General features: G+C 69.8%; 18 protein-coding genes and 1 pseudogene. 15 read left to right on the top strand and 4 right to left on the bottom strand.

The genetic code is table 11. The annotated features are described in order from the left end of the window. The first annotated feature begins 98 nt into the window (after positions 1–98). Positions 99–329: a hypothetical protein gene (locus tag MUU77_RS12720; protein ID WP_245087468.1), complete on the top strand. Its 231-nt coding sequence runs from the start codon at positions 99–101 to the stop codon at positions 327–329. Between the two features lie 7 nt (positions 330–336). On the opposite strand, the gene MUU77_RS12715 is transcribed toward MUU77_RS12720, so the two are convergent. Beyond that, positions 337–882, bottom strand: a complete 546-nt coding sequence (locus tag MUU77_RS12715) for a Smr/MutS family protein (protein WP_245087465.1) — start codon at positions 880–882, stop codon at positions 337–339. A gap of 89 nt (positions 883–971) precedes the next feature. On the opposite strand from MUU77_RS12715, the gene surE reads away from it, so the two are divergent. The 5 genes from surE to MUU77_RS12690 are packed head-to-tail and all read left to right on the top strand — an operon-like array spanning position 972 to position 4763. Beyond that, a complete protein-coding gene (surE, locus tag MUU77_RS12710) occupies positions 972–1751 on the top strand; it encodes a 5'/3'-nucleotidase SurE (protein ID WP_245087463.1) in 780 nt (259 codons plus the stop codon). Further along, complete coding sequence (locus tag MUU77_RS12705) at positions 1748–2425, top strand: protein-L-isoaspartate(D-aspartate) O-methyltransferase (RefSeq protein WP_245087460.1); 678 nt, start codon at positions 1748–1750, stop codon at positions 2423–2425. The genes surE and MUU77_RS12705 overlap by 4 nt, the downstream gene beginning before the upstream one ends. A 4-nt stretch (positions 2426–2429) precedes the next feature. Further along, a complete protein-coding gene (locus MUU77_RS12700; RefSeq protein WP_245087457.1) occupies positions 2430–3083 on the top strand; it encodes an exopolysaccharide biosynthesis protein in 654 nt (217 codons plus the stop codon). Positions 3084–3114: 31 nt separating this feature from the next. After that, positions 3115–3903 (top strand): peptidoglycan DD-metalloendopeptidase family protein, encoded by a 789-nt coding sequence (locus tag MUU77_RS12695; RefSeq protein ID WP_245087454.1) that lies wholly within the window; start codon positions 3115–3117, stop codon positions 3901–3903. After that, positions 3900–4763, top strand: a complete 864-nt coding sequence (locus MUU77_RS12690) for an endonuclease/exonuclease/phosphatase family protein (RefSeq protein WP_245087451.1) — start codon at positions 3900–3902, stop codon at positions 4761–4763. Before MUU77_RS12695 ends, MUU77_RS12690 begins: the two co-directional genes overlap by 4 nt. A 34-nt stretch (positions 4764–4797) precedes the next feature. Here MUU77_RS12690 and MUU77_RS12685 read toward each other — a convergent pair whose 3' ends face one another. Then, entirely contained in the window at positions 4798–5175 is a 378-nt protein-coding gene (locus tag MUU77_RS12685) for an Mth938-like domain-containing protein (RefSeq protein WP_245087448.1), read from the bottom strand. 22 nt (positions 5176–5197) lie between these two features. After that, positions 5198–5503: a ribosome assembly RNA-binding protein YhbY gene (gene yhbY / locus MUU77_RS12680; protein WP_245087445.1), complete on the bottom strand. Its 306-nt coding sequence runs from the start codon at positions 5501–5503 to the stop codon at positions 5198–5200. A 101-nt stretch (positions 5504–5604) separates the two neighbouring features. On the opposite strand from yhbY, the gene rlmE reads away from it, so the two are divergent. The 9 genes from rlmE to MUU77_RS12635 all read left to right on the top strand — a co-directional run bounded on the left by rlmE (position 5605) and on the right by MUU77_RS12635 (position 14482). Beyond that, on the top strand, positions 5605–6237 hold the full coding sequence (gene rlmE, locus MUU77_RS12675) for a 23S rRNA (uridine(2552)-2'-O)-methyltransferase RlmE (protein ID WP_185895593.1): 633 nt from the start codon (positions 5605–5607) through the stop codon (positions 6235–6237). Positions 6238–6286: 49 nt separating this feature from the next. Then, positions 6287–8215 carry an ATP-dependent zinc metalloprotease FtsH gene (ftsH, locus tag MUU77_RS12670; protein ID WP_185895594.1) on the top strand — a complete coding sequence of 643 codons (1929 nt, stop codon included), beginning with the start codon at positions 6287–6289 and terminating at the stop codon, positions 8213–8215. Positions 8216–8278: 63 nt separating this feature from the next. Then, positions 8279–9178 (top strand): dihydropteroate synthase, encoded by a 900-nt coding sequence (gene folP, locus MUU77_RS12665; protein ID WP_245087442.1) that lies wholly within the window; start codon positions 8279–8281, stop codon positions 9176–9178. A gap of 53 nt (positions 9179–9231) precedes the next feature. Beyond that, positions 9232–10188: a tRNA (adenosine(37)-N6)-dimethylallyltransferase MiaA gene (miaA, locus tag MUU77_RS12660; protein WP_245087437.1), complete on the top strand. Its 957-nt coding sequence runs from the start codon at positions 9232–9234 to the stop codon at positions 10186–10188. A gap of 166 nt (positions 10189–10354) precedes the next feature. Continuing rightward, positions 10355–10633 (top strand): RNA chaperone Hfq, encoded by a 279-nt coding sequence (hfq, locus tag MUU77_RS12655; protein ID WP_245087434.1) that lies wholly within the window; start codon positions 10355–10357, stop codon positions 10631–10633. Positions 10634–10667: 34 nt separating this feature from the next. Beyond that, a complete protein-coding gene (gene hflX, locus MUU77_RS12650) occupies positions 10668–12008 on the top strand; it encodes a ribosome rescue GTPase HflX (RefSeq protein ID WP_245087429.1) in 1341 nt (446 codons plus the stop codon). 223 nt (positions 12009–12231) lie between these two features. Continuing rightward, positions 12232–13344, top strand: a complete 1113-nt coding sequence (gene hflK / locus MUU77_RS12645; RefSeq protein WP_245087426.1) for an FtsH protease activity modulator HflK — start codon at positions 12232–12234, stop codon at positions 13342–13344. Beyond that, entirely contained in the window at positions 13341–14204 is an 864-nt protein-coding gene (gene hflC, locus MUU77_RS12640) for a protease modulator HflC (RefSeq protein WP_245087422.1), read from the top strand. Before hflK ends, hflC begins: the two co-directional genes overlap by 4 nt. 92 nt (positions 14205–14296) lie before the next feature. Next, positions 14297–14482, top strand: a complete 186-nt coding sequence (locus MUU77_RS12635) for a DUF2065 family protein (protein WP_245087419.1) — start codon at positions 14297–14299, stop codon at positions 14480–14482. A 298-nt stretch (positions 14483–14780) separates the two neighbouring features. On the opposite strand, the pseudogene MUU77_RS12630 reads toward MUU77_RS12635, so the two are convergent. After that, positions 14781–15104 (bottom strand): annotated as a pseudogene (locus MUU77_RS12630) (DUF559 domain-containing protein); the annotation flags it as partial. Positions 15105–15441: the final 337 nt, after the last annotated feature.

Below are 15441 nucleotides of genomic sequence, written 5' to 3'. Positions count from 1 at the left end.
GACTGGAAGCCTGCAGCAGCAGGCGTATAAGCCGAAGGTGAGCCGGAGGCCCCACTCCGGTGGGATGCTGCATCCACTCGAACCGACGGGAGGTCACCATGAAACGTTTCAGCCTGGTGTGCGCAACCCTGTTCCTGGCCGCATTGTCGGCAGGCTGTGCCAGCACGCAGAGCGCGATGCGCGATGCGCCGCTGATGCAGCGCGAAACCCAGATCGACCAGGTCTACGTGGCCTACGTCGACAGCGTGGCCAAGCAACGCGGCACGCGCGTGGTCTGGGTTAACCCGCCGAAGCGGACCGTCGTCAAGCCCATCGCCTCGACGAACTGACGCCCACCTAACGGCGTCGCGCCAACAGCACCAGCACCGCACCGGTGCCGCCCTGGGCCGGCGGCGCCGAATGGAACGCCAGCACGTCCGCGCGCTGGCGCAGCAGGCGGTCGACCAGGTTCTTGATCACCGGCGCGCCCGCGTCCGAGCGCTGGCCCTTGCCATGGATGATGCGGACGCAGCCGTATTCGTGCAGGACGGCCTCGGCCAGGAAACCCCGCAGCAGGCTTTCGGCCTGCACGGCCGTGGCGCCGTGCAGGTCGAGTTCGTCCTGCACCGCGAACTGGCCCCGCTTCAACCTCTGGAATGCGCGTGCGGGCAGTGCCTCGCGGCGATGACTGAGCGTGTCGCCCGCCGCCAGCGGCTCGAGCGCATCCAGTCCCCGCTGGAATTCGCTGCGCGCATCCAGGTCGTCGCGCTCGGCCATGCGCGCGCGGGGCCGGGGCGGTGCCTTGCGCGGGGGCGCCGGCGCGTCTTCCAGACGGCGCACCTGGCCGATGGCGTCGCGGAACAGTGCAGCGTCGTCGTCGTCGGGTGGATCGGGTCGGGCCATGCCGCCAGCGTAGCCGCATCGTCCTGCGACGCAAGCGCGGGAAGCATCGGCGCGGTTCCGGTATCATGGGCCCGTCCCCGAGGAAACCCATGCGCGTACTGGTCAGCAACGACGACGGCGTCGACGCCCCCGGCATCCGAATCCTGGCAGAAGGCCTGCGCAGCGCGGGCCATGAAGTGTATGTGGTCGCACCCGACCGCGACCGCTCGGGCGCCAGCAACTCGCTGACGCTGGATCTGCCCATCCGGCTCAAGCGCATCGATCACTACACCTGCAGCGTCGCCGGCACGCCCACCGACTGCGTGCACCTGGCGCTGACCGGGATGCTGGAGTTCGAACCGGACATCGTGGTCTCGGGCATCAACAACACCGCCAACATGGGCGACGATGTCATCTATTCCGGCACCGTGTCGGCCGCGATGGAAGGGCGTTTCCTGGGCCTGCCGGCCGTGGCGGTGTCGCTGGCCACCAAGAACCACGATGCCAAGCACTACGAAACCGCGGCGCGCGCCGCCGTGGAGATCGTGGCGCGGCTGAAAGCCGATCCGCTGCCGGCCGATACCATCCTCAACGTCAACGTGCCCGACCTGGCCTGGGCCGATGTGCGCGGCTTTGAGGTTACGCGCCTGGGCAACCGTCACCGCTCCGAGCCGTGCGTGCCGCAGCCGGATCCGCGTGGCCGCACCGTGTACTGGATCGGTCCGGCAGGACGCGAGCAGGACGCGGGCCCGGGGACCGACTTCCATGCCGTGCGCATGGGGTACATCTCCATCACGCCCATCCACGTGGACCTGACCCGCTACCAAGCGCTGGAGAAAGTGGCCGGCTGGGTCGGCGGGCTCACCGCCGCGCTGGAGGCGTCGGCGTGACCCCGCGATTGCGCCTGCAGCCCGAAGCGGTGGGCATGGGCATGACCTCGCAGCGCGTGCGCGACCGCCTGGTCGAGCGCCTGCGCGAGTCCGGCATCGTCGACGAGCGCGTGCTCAATGCCGTCCGCACGCTGCCGCGCCATCTGTTCGTGGACGAGGCGCTGGCCACGCGCGCCTACGAGGACACGGCGCTGCCGATCGGCCACAGCCAGACCATTTCCCAGCCGTGGGTGGTCGCGCGGATGACCGAGGTGCTGCTGGAGAATGCGCCGAAGAAAGTGCTGGAGATCGGCACCGGCTCCGGCTACCAGGCCGCGGTCCTGGCCCTCCTGGGCCTGGAGGTCTACACCGTGGAGCGGATCGGCGACCTGCTGCGCCAGGCCCGCAAACGCCTGCGCCAGTTGGGCCTGAACGTGCGCAGCAAGCACGACGACGGCCGTATCGGCTGGGCCGAGCACGGCCCCTACGACGGCATCATCGTGACCGCCGCGGCGCCGGCGCTGGTGCCGGTGCTGGTGGAGCAACTGGCGGTGGGCGGGCAACTGGTGGCGCCGGTCGGCGGCAGCGGTTCGCAATCGCTGGTGCGGCTGGTGAAGCGCGAGGACGGCAGCGTGGAAGAGACCACGCTGGCGCCCGTGGTGTTCGTGCCGCTGCTGTCGGGCACGCTGGACTGAGCGCATGACCGACGCACCGCATACGGAATCCGCCGAGCCGGCCGCTTCGCTGGGCCAGCAACTGGCCGACATCATCGAACGCCTGCCACCCGACGCCTTGAGCCTGGGCGAACTGCTGGATGTCTTCAGCGATGAAGGCCTGCTGCTGCTGACCATCCTGCTGACGCTGGTGTTCCTGATCCCGGTGTCGATTCCGGGCGTGAGCACGGTGTTCGGCGCGGCCATCCTGCTGGTCGGCGTCAGCCGCCTGGTCGACCGGCCGCTGTGGCTGCCGCAGCGGGTCAAGCACAAGGCCCTGCCGGCCGACCGCCTGCGCCCGGGCCTGACCGCCGGCCTGGTCTGGGTGCGGCGCATGGAGAAGATCAGCCGTCCGCACCGGCTGCGGCTCTTCGTCGACGGGCCGGGGCAGGGAGTGATCAACAACCTGGCCTTCATCCTGGCCGCCCTGCTGCTGATGGCGCCCTTCGGATTCGTGCCATTCAGCAACACCCTGCCAGCCTTGGCGCTGCTGTTGTACGCCATCGGCTTCATCCAGCGCGATGGTGGCGCGATCCTGCTGGGCCATCTGGCCAACATCGGCACGATCGTCTATTTCAGCGTGCTGATCGGGGGCGGTGGCGTGGCCGTACGCGAACTGTTCCAGCGGCTGACCGGCTGAGAACGCGCCCAGTGAGGAAACGAACCGACGCATGACAACGACGCTCCGCTCCGCCCGCCGCATCTCCTCCGTCCTCCTGATGGGCCTGGTCGTCGCGCTGCTGGGCGCCTGCTCGACCACCGTGGTGCGCGAGCCGTCCGCATCGTCCGCCACGCGCAAGCCCTCGCAGGGCAAGCCGGGCGCGACCGTGCGCGTGCAGCGCGGCGACACCCTGTACGGCATCGCCTTCCGCAACGGCGTGGACGTCAACGATCTGGCCCGCTGGAACGGGCTGGGAGCGCCTTACACGATCTACCCGGGGCAGACGCTCAAGCTGTATCCGGGCAGCGGCAGCCGGCCGGCGACGACGCCCCCGCGCTCCACCGCCGGCACCACGACGCGGCCCACGCCGCCACCGGCGCCGGTCACCCGGCCCGCGCCGACACCGGCACCGGCACCGGCGAGCAGCGGGTTTGCATGGCGGTGGCCCGCGGAAGGCCATCTGATCGGGCGGTTCGTCGGCGGCGATGCGACCAAGCAGGGCATCGATATCGCCGGCAGCAGCGGGCAGGCGGTGCGTGCGGCGGCCGATGGCGTGGTGGTGTACTCCGGTGCGGGCCTGGTCGGCTACGGCGAGCTGATCATCATCAAGCACAGCGAGCAGTGGTTGTCCGCCTACGGCCACAACCGCAAGCGCCTGGTCAACGAAGGCCAGAACGTCAAGGCGGGCCAGCAGATCGCCGAAATGGGCAGCACCGGTGCCGCGCGCGAGATGCTGCACTTCGAGATCCGCCACAACGGCAAGCCGGTGGATCCGCTGCAGTACCTGCCGGCGCGATGAACCTGGCGCGCCGCGCCGCATGGGCCGTCGTGCTCGGTGCGGCGCTGTGTTCGCCGGCGGGCTGCGCATCGAAGGTCGTGGCTCCGCCGGACCCGGCGACGACCCTGGACGTGGTCACGCTCAATCTCTGGCACGACAAGCAGGACTGGCCTCGCCGCCAGGACCTGATCGTCGCCGGGCTCCGCGACCGCGCACCCCAGGTGGTCCTGCTGCAGGAGGTCCTGCAGGATGCGGCGCTGCCCAACCAGGCGCAGGTCCTCGCGTCCCGGCTCGGTTATGAATACCGCTTCTTTTCCGCCGATGCGCCCGCCCAGACGCGCCGCTACGGCAACGCGATCCTGGTCCGGGGCGTCATAGAGGCCTCCGGCGAGGCGAAGCTGGCGCCGCTGGACGACTTCCGGACCGCGGGATGGGTGCGCACCCGCGTGCGCGGCCGGCCCGTGAACGTGTACGTCACCCACCTGCATCACCGGCCCGAAGGCGGCGCGATCCGTGCCGAACAGATCGCGTGCCTGCGGGCGTTGATCGACGGCACGGCAGGCGACGTGCCGTCGATCGTCGGCGGCGATTTCAACACCCGCGCCGACGCACCGGAGCTGGCGGCGTTGCGTGACCGGTTCGTCGACGCCTACGCGCAGGCGCACGCCGGGGCAGACGCCGACACGCCCGTGCACACCACGCTCAATCCCCACCTGGGCCACCCGTTCGTGCGGATCGACCATGTCTTCGTCCAGCCGGATGCCTTCGGCGTGGAAGACGCGCGGATCATCCTCGACCAGGCCGACGCCACGGGCGCCTGGCCGTCCGATCACTACGGCGTCCGGGTGCGGCTGGTGCTGAGCGACCCTGCGCGCCGCTGATTCCGCGGGGCGGGGGCGCGTCCCGGTGACCTGATCAGCCCGGTGCCAGCAGGAAACCCGCGACCACGCGCCTGGACTCGCCGGCCAGCACGTTGAAGGTGCGTGCGGCCGCGGCGTTGGTCATCACTTCCAGGCCCACGCCCTGGCGAAGGCAGGCCGCCATCGCCGCGGCGGGCGGGAAGACCTGGCGCTCGCCCGTGCCGAGCAGGACCACCTCGGGCTGCAACGCCAGCAGGGGCGCCAGATCGTCGGCGGTGAGCGCCGCGCTGTCCCGGACCGGCCAGTTCTCGACCAGTTGCTGCGGGGACAGGATGAAGCTGTCGGTGAGGGTGAGGTCGTTCACCCGTGCGTGCCGGCCGTCGGCGGAGCGCAGGGTGAAGGCGTAGTCGGGCAGTTCGTGGCTCAGCTGCATGACGGGGGCCTGTAGCGGAGGATCAGCCGCGCGGCAGCACGATGTGCCGGCGCTCCTTGCTGGGGCGATACAGCACGGCGGTATGGCCGATGCGCTGCACCAGGGCCGCGTCGGCCTGCTCGGCCAGCTGGTCGATCATCGCATCGCGCGCCTGGCGGTCTTCGCCCGCCACCTTCACCTTGACCAGTTCGTGCTGTTCCAGCACCGCGTCCAACTCGGCGATGAAGGCCGGGGTGAGGCCTTTGTTGCCGATCTGCAGCAGGGCTTTCAGGTCATGGGCCTGGCCGCGCAGGAAACGGGTCTGGGCGGCGGTCAGGGCAACAGGCATGCGGCACGGTACGGGTCGGAAAGGGCGATCAGGGTATCATGGCGGCCCCCACGAACGGCTCCGGCGGCTCCCGTCGCAGCGTGCCCGGAGACCTTGCCGACATGGCCACCCGCAGCAAGAGCAGCCAGCGCTGGCTGAAGGAACACTTCTCCGATCCTTACGTGAAGAAGGCCCAGGCCGAGGGCCTGCGCTCGCGCGCGGCCTACAAGCTGGAAGAGCTGCTGGAGCGCGACCGCCTGCTCAAGCCGGGCATGGTGGTGGTGGACCTGGGCGCGGCGCCGGGAGGCTGGTCGCAGTTCGTCCGCCAGGCGATGGGCGACCACGGCCGGGTCGTGGCGATGGACATCCTGGACATGCCGCCGTTGGCGGGCGTGGAGTTCCTTCACGGTGATTTCAGGGACGACAGCGTCCTATCGCAGCTTGAAGCCCTGCTGGACGGTGCGCCCGTGGACCTTGTGCTGTCCGACATGGCCCCCAATAAGAGTGGTGTGGACGCGGTCGACCAGCCGCGGGCGATGTACCTGGCGGAGCTGGCCATGGACTTCGCCGACCGGCACCTGAAGCCGGGCGGCGCCTTCCTGATCAAGCTGTTCCAGGGCACCGGGTTCGACGACTACATCCGCGAGCTCCGCCGCCGCTATGACAAGGTGGCGATCCGCAAGCCGGATGCCTCCCGCAAGCGCTCCCCCGAGGTGTACGCCCTGGGGCAGGGCAAGCGGATCCAGATCAAGTAAGGTGACGTAAAGTGCGTATTACGAAAGAGGAACGCCGGAGCCGATGAGGATGAACGACCTGACCAAGAATCTGCTGCTGTGGGTAGTCGTCGCCGTCGTGCTGATGGTGGTCTTCCAGAGCTTCTCGCCCAAGGGCGGCGCCACCGCGACCGGTGGCCCGATCACGTATTCCGAATTCCTGCGCGAGGTCGAGTCCGGCCGCGTGGCCTCGGTGAAGTTCACCAACGAGAGCAACCTGGCCACCAACGCCATCGCCTTCAAGCGCAAGGACAGCTCCACCGGCACCGTGTACGGCCCGCAGGACGACAAGCTGGTCGACACGCTGCTGGACAAGAACGTCACCATCGACCGCGAGCAGCCGGAAAGCGGCATCTCGCTGGTGGCCATCCTGCTGAACTTCCTGCCGGTGCTGCTGATCATCGGTTTCTGGATCTTCATCATGCGCCAGATGCAGGGCGGCGGCGGCGGCGCCAAGGGCGCCATGTCCTTCGGTAAGTCGCGCGCCAAGCTGCAGGGCGAGGACCAGGTGAAGGTCACCTTCGCCGACGTCGCCGGCTGCGACGAGGCCAAGGAGGAAGTCGGCGAACTGGTCGAGTTCCTGCGCGACCCCGGCAAGTTCCAGAAGCTGGGCGGCAAGATCCCGCGCGGCGTGCTGATGGTCGGCCAGCCCGGTACCGGCAAGACGCTGCTGGCCAAGGCCATCGCCGGCGAAGCCAAGGTGCCGTTCTTCAGCATCTCCGGTTCTGACTTCGTCGAGATGTTCGTGGGCGTGGGCGCCAGCCGCGTGCGCGACATGTTCGAGCAGGCCAAGAAGCATGCCCCCTGCATCATCTTCATCGACGAGATCGACGCCGTCGGCCGCCATCGCGGTGCCGGCCTGGGCGGCGGCCACGACGAGCGCGAGCAGACCCTGAACCAGCTGCTGGTGGAGATGGACGGTTTCGAGGGCGGCGAAGGCGTCATCGTGATCGCGGCCACCAACCGTCCCGACGTGCTGGACCCGGCGCTGCTGCGTCCGGGCCGCTTCGACCGCCAGGTGGTGGTGGGCCTGCCCGACGTGAAGGGCCGCGAACAGATCCTGCGCGTGCACATGCGCAAGCTGCCGCTGGCCGACGACGTGGAGCCGATGGTGATCGCCCGCGGCACGCCGGGCTTCAGCGGCGCGGACCTGGCCAACCTGTGCAACGAGGCGGCGCTGTTCGCCGCGCGCGAGAACGCCAAGGACGTCCGCATGGACCACTTCGACCGCGCTCGCGACAAGATCCTGATGGGCGCCGAGCGCCGTTCGATGGCGATGAGCGAGGAGGAGAAGACGCTCACCGCCTACCACGAGGCCGGCCATGCCATCGTCGGCCGCGTGGTGCCCGAGCACGACCCGGTCTACAAGGTCACCATCATCCCGCGGGGCCGTGCGCTGGGCGTGACCATGTACCTGCCCGAGGGCGACAAGTACTCGCTCAACCGCGTGGCCATCGAATCCCAGCTGTGCTCGCTGTATGGCGGCCGCGTGGCCGAAGAGCTGATCTTCGGCGCCGACAAGGTCACCACCGGTGCATCCAACGACATCGAGCGCGCCACCAAGATGGCCCGCAACATGGTCACCAAGTGGGGCCTGAGCGACGAAATGGGCCCGATCGCCTACGGCGAGGAAGAGGACGAGGTGTTCCTGGGCCGCTCGGTCACCCAGCACAAGAACGTCTCCAACGAGACCGCGCGCCGCATCGACGAGGTAGTGCGCGCCATCCTGGACCGCGCCTATGCGCGCACCAAGACCATCCTCACCGAGAACCTGGACAAGCTGCACACGATGTCCCACCTGCTGCTGCAGTACGAGACCATCGACGCGCCGCAGATCGACGCCATCATGGAAGGCCGCGAGCCGCCGCCGCCGATGGGCTGGAACAAGGCGGGCAAGGACGACGACAAGCCCGAGTCCCGCCCGCTGCCGCCGATCGGTGGCCCGGCCGCGCAGACCTGAGCGCGTTGCCAGCATGACGATGAAAGGCCAGACTCGCGTCTGGCCTTTCTTTTTTTCCCGCCCATGTTCGACACCTCGCCCCAGCTCGACTGCGCCGGCCGCATCCTCAGGCTCGACCGCCCGCTGGTCATGGGCATCGTCAACGTCACTCCGGACTCGTTCTCCGACGGTGGCGCGCACGACACCACCGATGCCGCCGTCGCGCATGCGCTGAGGCTGGTGGAGGAGGGTGCCGACCTGCTCGACATCGGCGGCGAATCCACGCGTCCCGGTGCCGCGGAGGTGGAAACGGAGGAAGAACTCCGCCGCGTACTGCCGGTGATCGGACGACTGGCGGCGCAGGTGGTCGTGCCGATCAGCATCGACACCTCCAAGCCCGAGGTGATGCGCGCCGCGGTGCAGGCGGGCGCCGGGATGATCAACGATGTCTACGGCCTGCGCCGCGAGGGTGCGCTCGATGCCGCCGCCGCGCTCGGCGTCCCCGTCGTGCTGATGCACATGCAGGGCGAACCGCGTTCGATGCAGGCCGCACCGCAGTACGACGACGTGGTGGGCCAGGTGCACCGCTTCTTGGCCGAGCGCATCTTCGCCGCCGAAATGGCCGGCATTCCGAAGCAGCGCATCGTCGTCGATCCGGGGTTCGGTTTCGGCAAGGACACCGCACACAACCTGCAGCTGCTGGCGCAGTTCGGGCGCTTCGTCGAGCTGGGCGTGCCGGTGCTGGCGGGGTTGTCGCGCAAGCGCAGCATCGGCGAACTGACCGGTCGCGACGTACCGGCGGACCGCGTGGCCGGATCGGTGGCGGCGCACCTGATCGCCGCCCAGCGTGGCGCCGCGATCGTGCGCGTGCACGACGTGGCCGCCACCGTCGACGCATTGAAAGTCTGGAATGCCGTCGCCGCCGTGCCCGCGCCACGCCAGGCCACGTCCGCGCCGACGATCCGCTGGCCCGACGACGACTGACCGGGGCCGGCGTTCCGCCGGCCAGCGCCGCGGCCGGATGCGACAATGCGCGGATGTCGCTCGACCCCCGCCCTTCCGCCATCGCCATCATGGGCCCCACCGCCTCGGGCAAGACGGCGTTCGCGCTGGAGGTGGCCGAGCGCTTCAACGGCGAAATCGTCAGCGTCGATTCCGCGCTGGTCTACCGCGGCCTGGACATCGGCGCCGCCAAGCCCAGCGCGGACGAACGCGCGCGCGTGCCGCACCACCTGCTGGACGTGCGCGAGCCCTGGCAGGTCTACTCCGCCGCCGACTTCGCCCACCACGCGCGCCGGGCGATGGACGACATCGCCGCGCGCGGCCGTCTGCCGGTGCTGGCCGGCGGCACCGGGCTCTACTTCCAGGCGCTGCTCGAAGGGCTGGCCGCTCTGCCGCCGGCCGATGCCGCGCTGCGCGACCGGATCACCGCGCGGGCGCAACAGGCCGGCTGGCCCGCCCTGCATGCCGAGCTGGCGCAGGTCGATCCGGAGGCCGCCGCCCGCATCCATGCCACCGACCCGCAGCGCATCCAGCGCGCGCTGGAAGTGTTCCACCTGACCGGCACGCCGATCAGCCAATGGCAACGTACGGCGCGGCGCGAACGGCTGCCGTTCCGCGTGCTGAAGCTGGTGCTGGCGCCGGCCGACCGCACCGTGCTGCACGCGCGCATCGCCCAGCGCTTCGATCTGATGCTGACGCAGGGTTTCCTGGACGAAGTCCGCGCACTGCGCGCGCTGCCCGGGATGCAGGCAGTGGCCGCGCCGCTGGACCTGCCGGCGGTGCGTGCCGTGGGCTACCGACAGGCCTGGGAATTCCTGGACGGGCAGGGCGATGCCCAGGACTTCCGCGAACGCGCCATCGCCGCCACCCGCCAGCTGGCCAAGCGCCAGCTCACCTGGCTGCGCGGCGAGCTGGATGCCCGCTGGTTCGATCCGGCCACCGACGCAGGACGGCTGGCCCAGGCCCTGGCCCTGTTCCTGCCGCGCGGCTGAGCCTGCCGGCGCCAGCAATGGCCGAACTGGGACCGGATGCCGGACTTGGCGGCGCCCGCGAGGGCCGATGTTGTGTAACATCGGGTCTCCGGAGCGGCTGGGGAGCCGTTTGCCGCGCCGGGTTCAGCACCATACCTACTATAAGAACGCAAGGCGGGAGTACGTCATGTCCAAGGGGCAATCCCTGCAGGATCCTTTCCTGAATGCACTGCGGCGCGAGCGCGTCCCGGTGTCGGTCTACCTGGTGAACGGCATCAAGCTGCAGGGCACCATCGAATCCTTCGACCAGTTCGTGGTCCTGTTGCGCAACACGGTCAGCCAGATGGTCTACAAGCACGCCATCTCCACGGTGGTGCCGGCCCGCAACGTGCGCGTGGGCCCCGGTGGCGGCTACGTGCAGCAGGGCGAGGACGGGGCGGAAGGCGGCGGCGACGAAACCGCGTGATAATGCGTGCCTCGCTTGAAGAGGCACGACCCCATTGTTTGAAAGATCCCGCAAGGGCGAGCATGCGCTGCTGATCCAGCCGCATGCCGGCGGCCGTCCGGACGACGGCCTTACCGAGGAATTCAGCGACCTGGCGCGCTCGGCCGGCGCCAGCATCGCCGCGCTGCTGACCGCGCGCATCGACCGTCCCAATCCCTCCACGCTGATCGGCAGCGGCAAGCTGGAGGAAGTGAAGGCGGCCGCCGACGCGACCGGCGCCGACCTGGTGCTGGTCAACTTCCCGCTCTCGCCCGGCCAGGAGCGCAACCTGGAGAAGATCCTGCAGCGCCGCGTGCTGGACCGCACCGGGCTGATCCTGGACATCTTCGCCCAGCGCGCGCGCAGCCACGAAGGCAAGCTGCAGGTGGAGCTGGCCCAGCTGCGCCACATGGCCACCCGCCTGGTGCGCGGCTGGACCCACCTGGAGCGCCAGCGCGGCGGTTCCATCGGCCTGCGCGGCCCCGGCGAGACGCAGCTGGAAACCGACCGCCGCCTGCTGCAGAAGCGCGTCGAGCAGCTGCAGAAGCGGCTGGAGAAGGTGGAAGTGCAGCGCACCCAGATGCGCCGCGCCCGCGTGCGCAGCGAACTGCCGCGCGTGGCCCTGGTGGGCTACACCAACGCCGGCAAGTCCACGCTGTTCAACGCGCTGACCGGCGCCGAGGCCTACGCGGCCGACCAGCTGTTCGCCACGCTGGACCCCACCGTGCGCCGCATCGACCTGCCTGGCGGCGCGGTGGTGCTGGCCGATACGGTCGGCTTCGTGCGCGACCTGCCGCACGAACTGGTCGCCGCGTTCCGCTCCACCCTGAGCGAAGCGCGCGAGGCGGACCTGCTGCTGCACGTCATCGACGCCGCCGATCCGCACCGCGAGGAACGCATCGCCCAGGTCGACGAGGTGCTGCAGGAGATCGGCGCCGGCGACCTGCCGCAGATGCTGGTGTTCAACAAGATCGACCGTATCGAGGGCGCCGCCCCGCGCCACGACCAGCCCGACCCCGGCGTGGACGCCGGCGATGCGCCCAGCGCCGGCATGGGCCGCGAGCGCGTGTGGATTTCCGCCCGCGACGGGCAGGGCATCGACCTGCTGAAGGGCGCACTGGCGCAGCGGCTGGGCTTCCAGCGCGTGCGCGGCGAACTGCACCTGCCCGCGCATTCGGCGCGGTTGCGCGCGCGCCTGCACGCGCTGGGCGCGGTGCTGGCCGAGGACTTCGAGGAATCCGGCTGGCGCGTCACCGTCGACCTGGCCCTGGCCGACGCCCAGCGCCTGGCCTCGCAGGCCGGCGGGCATCCGCTGGAGACGCTGCTGCCCAAGGCCGCGCAGGAAGACTGGCAGTAGGCGTGCCTGCATCGGTTTGGGTGGCAGCGGCGTAAGTCGTCCATGGCGGTCCATGGGAGCCGGGCCGGATACAAGGCCCTTCGCGGCTTGCGTCGCTCCCACAGGAGCCAGGGCCGCGCCCCATGACCTCCCGGCCTTGCCTGCCGGCCGGGGCGCCCCTATCTAGTAGAATCGAAACCTGCGCCGGCCCCGTGCCGTGCGAATCCTTCACGATGGAGTGGGCATGGCCTGGAACACCCCCGGCAGCAGCAGCGGCGGATCTGGCAACAACGGCAACCGGAACAACAGCTGGAAGCCGCGCAACCGGCAGGGCGGCGGCATCGGCGAGGTGGTCGAACGCCTGCGCGGCCTGTTCGGCGGCGCCGGTGGCGGCGGCAACCCGTTGCGCTGGGTCCTGCTGGGCATCGGCATCCTGGTGCTGTTCTCCAGCTTCCAGCTGATCGGCGAACAGCAGCGCGGCGTGGTGCTGCGCTTCGGCCAGTACAACCGCACCATGCAGCCGGGCCCGAACTTCAAGTTCCCCTGGCCCATCGAAAGCGTCACCAAGGTCAACGCCACCGAGGTGCGCACCTTCAGCAACAGCCTGCCGGTGCTGACCCGCGACGAGAACATCATCACCGTCTCGTTCAACGTGCAGTACCGCGTGGGCGATCCGCAGAAGTTCCTGTTCGGCACCACCGACGCCACCCGCGTGCTGGAACAGACCGCGCAGAGCGCCGTGCGCGAAGTGATCGGCCGCTCCAACCTGGACGCCGCGCTGAACGCGCGCGGCCCGCTGTCGGCGGCCGCGTCCACCGCGCTGCAGGCCTCGCTGGAGGCCTACCGCACCGGCCTGGTGGTCACCGAACTGAGCCTGCAGGACGCGCGCCCGCCGGAAGAGGTCAAGCCCGCCTTCGACGAGGTCAACAGCGCCCAGCAGATGAACGAGCGCCTGGTCAACGAAGCCCGCGCCTATGCCGCCCGCATCGTGCCCGAGGCCCGCGGCCAGGCCCAGCGCGTGCGCACCGTGGCCGAAGGCTACAAGACCGCCGCCATCGCCAAGGCCACCGGTGATGCCACCCGCTTCAGCCTGCTGCTGGACGAGTACCGCAACGCGCCGGAAGTCACCCGCAAGCGCCTGTGGCTGGATACCGTCCAGCAGGTGCTGGCCGACAACCGCAAGGTGGTCGGTGGCGACAGCCGCCAGCTGATCTACGTGCCGATGGGCGACGCGCCGGCTCCGGCCGCGCCCGCCGGCGCCATTCCCGCCGAGGTCGTGATGCCGCAGGTCGAAAGCACCCCGTCCGGTGCGCGCAGCTCCGTGCGCACTCCCCGCCGCGAGGAGGCCCAGCCATGAGGACCTCCCTGATCGTCGGCATCGCCGTGGCCGTCCTGCTGGGCCTGATGGGCTCGGTGTTCGTGGTCCGCGAAGGGCAGGTGGGCCTGGTGCTCAACCTGGGCCGCGTGGCCCGCAGCGAGATCGGCCCCGGCCTGCACTTCAAGTGGCCGCTGGTGGAATCGGCGCGCGTGTTCGACCAGCGCTTCACCGCCAACGAGTTCCCGCCGGAGCGCTCGCTCACCTCCGAGCGCAAGGACGTCAGCGTCGACTTCATCGCCATCGGCTTCATCGTCAACGCGGCGGACTTCTACCGCGCCACCGGCGGCAACCAGGAAACCGCCACCGACCGCCTGGCACCAATCATCAAGGAATCGCTGCGCAACGAGATCAACTCGCGCACGCTGACCCAGCTGGTGTCCGGCAACCGCAACGAGCTGATCGAGAAGCAGCTGCCGGGCATCAACGCCGGCGCCAAGACCCTGGGCATGCAGATCGTCGACATCCGCTTCAAGCAGATCGACCTGCCCACCGACAGCGAAGTGATCGGCCAGGTCTACGACCGCATGCGCGCCGAACGCCGCCAGGTGGCCAGCGCGCTGCGCGCCGAGGGCGAGGAACAGGCCCGCATCGTGCGCGCGCAGGCCGACCGCGACCAGACCGTGCTGGTGGCCGAGGCCGAACGCGACGCGCAGAAGCTGCGCGGCGAAGGCGATGCCGAAGCCGCCCGCATCTACGGCGCCGCCGCCAACCGCGATCCGGCCTTCTACGCCTTCCAGCGCAGCCTGGAGGCCTACCGCGCCTCGTTCGCCGATGGCCAGGGCGTGATCGTGCTGGACAAGGACGACCCCTTCCTGCAGTACATGAAGAGCGACCGCTGAGCCCTTCCACCGGCCGCCCCAGGGCGGCCGGTTCCGTTTGGCCCTCCGTCTTACATCGCCCCGCGCCTGGTCGCCGGGCCGGGATCCCGCCCATGTCCGAACTCTGGTCCGCCCTGTGCCTGGTCGCCATCCTGGAAGGCCTGGTGCTGTTCGCCATCCCCGCCGGCTGGAAGCGCGCCGTGCTGCAACTGCTGCAGATGTCCGACGGCCAGGTCCGCGCGGTCGGCGGCTTCATCCTGATCTTCGGGCTGACCCTGCTGTGGGCGGTGAAGCACTGAGTGCAGCGGGCCTCTGTCGTCCCATCCGAGCGGGTACGGCGCAGGCTATTCGGGCACCCGACCCGGCCGGGCGAAGCAGGCCCGGCGTTCCGACGATCACGCGGTATGCCGTGCAAGCAGATCGTCGTCATCCCCGTTCGCAGGGAGAAGGGAAAGCGCGGGCGCGTGCCTGGTCCGTTCCAATGTCCTGAGCACGCGAGATCCCATGTCTGGTTCCTTCTCCCCGCTCGGCGGGGAGAAGGTGCCCGAAGAGCCTGCCCCGTACTTGATACGGGGGCGGATGAGGGGCGAGCGCGGTGGCGATTGCGGCCAGTACCGCCGCCGTGTCGCGCAGCGCGTCATCATTCCAGAACCTCAGCACCCGGAACCCCTGCGCTTCGAGGAAGCTCGTACGCATGTCGTCGTGACGCTGCTGCGTCAGGTGCTGGCTGCCATCCAGCTCCACCACCAGCATTGCTTCCACGCAAGCGAAGTCCGCGAAGTACGGCCCGATCCTGTGCTGCCGCCGGAACTTGCACCCCAGCAGGCGCCGGTCACGCAGGCGCTGCCACAGTGCGCGTTCGGCTTCGGTCTGCTCGCGTCGAAGCCGTCTTTCGCGGCCATGATTCCTTTTTCCGCGCATGGTGTCCTCCGTCGCATGGAGGACAGCGTGAAGCTCGGCGCGTCCGTCATGCCATCGGAAAGTTCTTCGTTGGCTGATCGGAAAGCGCCCCTCATCCGCCCTCCGGGCACCTTCTCCCCGCTCCGCAGGGAGAAGGGGAAGACCGGGGCCGGGGCACCTGGCGTTTCCTTCTCCCCGCCTGCGGGGAGAAGGTGCCCGGAGGGCGGATGAGGGGCCGCTCTTTGCGCGATTCCTGAACCCGCAGCACCGCCCTCCGCCAGGGTAGCCCCCGCCCCCCTAAACCCGGATAATGCACAAAAGCCGGACGGGCCCCCTGCGTGGGATGCCCGCCGGCTTT

Source organism: Pseudoxanthomonas sp. F37 (assembly GCF_022965755.1).
GTDB lineage: Bacteria > Pseudomonadota > Gammaproteobacteria > Xanthomonadales > Xanthomonadaceae > Pseudoxanthomonas_A.
The sequence above is the reverse complement of the archived record's forward strand: the minus strand, read 5'-3'. Positions and strand labels throughout refer to the sequence as shown.